The following is a 2,606-nucleotide window of genomic DNA, read 5'->3' as shown; positions in this document are numbered from 1 at the left end:
ACACCCACCGGCACCGGACGCAACCCACCATCCAGCACATACACACAGGTGTTGGCCGCGGCCCTGCCGATGACGGGGGTCTCGGCGTCCCCGACGCGCGCCAGCATGGCGTCGACGGTGCACTCGGCAGGTCCGTAGAGGTTGTAGACGGACAGCCCGGGGACGGCGCCCAGTTCCCGCCACATCGCCTCGCCGACCGCCTCGCCGCCCAGGGCGAGGGTCCGCAGCCGGGGGCCGTCGGTGTCGAGCAGCCCGGCGGACATCAGCTGACGGGCGAAGCCCGGAGTGGTGTCCACAAGGTCGATCGCGTGCTCGGAGCAGTACCGCACCAGTGCGTCGGCGTCCCGGCGCACTTCGTCGTCGACGAGGTGCAGCTCGTGGCCGGCGACCATGGCCAGCAGTTCGGTCCACGAGGCGTCGAAGACCAGGGTGTTGGTCAGGGCGACCCGCAGCGGGCGGCCGCCGGCTGCTTCGGCCTCCGGTGTGAAGAAGCCGGCCTCATGGCTGTGGAACATGTTCGCCAGGCTGCGGTGCGACACGGCCACCCCCTTGGGGCGGCCCGTTGAGCCGGACGTGTGGATGACATAGGCCAGGTTCTCCGGGCACAGCGCTCCCGAGCGGTCCGCGTCGGTGAGGTCGCTCCCGTCGCGACCGGGGAGGGCGTCGGTCTCGTCGAGGAGAATCCGCACGGGGCCCTCGTCCGGCCAGTCGGCGGACAGGACGCGGGTGGTCAGGGCGAGTACCGGACGGGTCTGTGCGAACACCTGGGAGACCCGGTCGGCCGGGTACTCGGGGTCGATCGGCACGTGGACCGCGCCCGACTTCAGGATCGCCAGGATGGCGACCACACTCTCGGCGGTGCGGGGCAGCGCCAGGGCGACGTGCCGCTCCGGACCGGCGCCGTGCTCCACCAGGAGGCGCGCCACACGGTTGGCGCGCTCGTTGAGTTCGGCGAAGGTCAGGCGCTCGTCCCGGAACGCCAGCGCCACGGCGTCGGGGGTGCGGCGGACCTGGTCCTCGAACAGCTCGGGCAGCGTGGCGTCCGGAAGGCTGCGTACGGGGCCGTGGGCGGCGTCGACGAGTGCGGCCCGCTCGGTCGGGGTGAGCCAGTCGACACGGCCCACGAGGGTGTCCGGTGCGTCGACGAAGGTCTCCAGGAGCCTGCGCAGCCGGGCCGTGAGCCCGTCGACGGTCTCGCGGTCGAACGCGTCGGCCCGGTAGACCAGTTCCAGGCGCATCCTGTCCCCCGGGAACACCGCGAGGCTCAGGGGGTAGTGCGCCCCTTCGGGGGTGTCGGTGATGCCGTCGTCGAGCAGGGAGATCCCCAGGCCCGGTATGGCACTGCGGGCCGTCGCCGGGTCGATGGGGTAGTTCTCGAAGACGACGGAGGTGTCGAACAGCTCGCCGCCTCCGGTCGCCTTCCGGATGTCGGCGAGTCCCAGGTGCTGGTACGGCAGCAGTGCCGACTGCTCCTCCTGGACGCGGGTCAGCAGCGCGCCCAGCGATTCGCCGAGGTCGAGCCGTACCCGCACCGGCACGGTGTTGATCAGCAGCCCGACCATGCGTTCCACGCCGGACAGCTCCGGTGAGCGCCCGGCCACCGTGGCGCCGAAGACGACGTCCTGACGGTCCGTCAGCAGGCTGAGCAGCAGCGCCCAGGCGCCCTGGACCACCGTGTTGGTGGTCAGACCCCGGCGGCGGGCAGCCTGGGTGAGAGCGGCCGTCAGCTGCTCGGGCAGTTCCAGGGCGACGCGGTGCAGCAGCCCGTCGGCCGTGTCGGAGACCGCGGGCGCCACCAGCGTCGGCCCGTCGAGTCCGGCCAGCTCGGTGCACCAGGCGTTCTCGGCCTCGGCACGGTCCTGGCGGCCCAGCCATTCCAGGTAGGAGCTGTACGGCACCACCGGAGGCAGCGTCGAGGCGTCGCCCTCGCGCACATAGAGCTGGAACAGCTCGCGGAAGACGATGGGAAGCGACCAGCCGTCCAGCAGGATGTGGTGGTTGGTGAACACCAGGACGTGCCGGTCCTCGGCCAGCCGGACCAGGGTGAAGCGGACCAGCGGCCCGGTGGCCATCGTGAACCGGCGCAGCCTGTCCTCGGTCAGGAGTTCACCCAGCCGGGCACGCTGCTGTTCGCCGTCCAGGTGGCTGAGGTCGATCTCCGTCCAGGGCGTCTCCACGGACCGCGGGATCGCCTGGATGGGTTCGCCCGAGCGGCGTCGCAGAAAGCCGGCCCGCAGGTTCGGGTGCCGTTCGAGCAGCGCGTCCAGCGCGAGCAGCAGCCTCTTGGCGGAGAGTTCGCCCGTCAGTTCCAGGGCGGCCTGCATGTTGTAGACGTCGACGCCGTCCTCGTCGTAGAGGGCGTGGAAGAGCATGCCCTCCTGCAGGGGGGACAGCGGCAGAACCGCCTCAAGCGAGGTTTGCTTCACTTCGAATTCTCCCATTGGGCTTCAAGCTCTGCCAGTTCGTCCTGCTCGAGCGAGAGCAGCGGGGCCTGCGGCTGTGCGGGCGTGTTCGTCTCGGGGCTGCCGTCCGTGGCGACCTCGGCGAGTGCGGCGACGGTCTTGTGGCGGAAGACATCACGCGGTGAGATCACCACTCCGGCCGCG

The 2,606-nt window shown here is 71.1% G+C and carries 2 protein-coding genes; both read right to left on the bottom strand.

Annotation, left to right across the window (positions count from 1 at the left end; genetic code table 11):
• Positions 1 to 2,426: condensation domain-containing protein (locus AV521_RS46150; protein ID WP_179023917.1), on the bottom strand; the 2,426-nt coding region annotated here is incomplete at its 3' end.
• Positions 2,423 to 2,606 (bottom strand): hypothetical protein (locus tag AV521_RS50005; protein WP_179023915.1); only part of this gene is annotated, 184 nt, incomplete at its 5' end. The genes AV521_RS50005 and AV521_RS46150, both read right to left, overlap by 4 nt.

It is taken from the genome of Streptomyces sp. IMTB 2501 (assembly GCF_001953885.1).
Lineage (GTDB): Bacteria > Actinomycetota > Actinomycetes > Streptomycetales > Streptomycetaceae > Streptomyces.
Note: the sequence above shows the minus strand (reverse complement) of the source record. Positions and strands in the feature narration are given on the sequence as shown.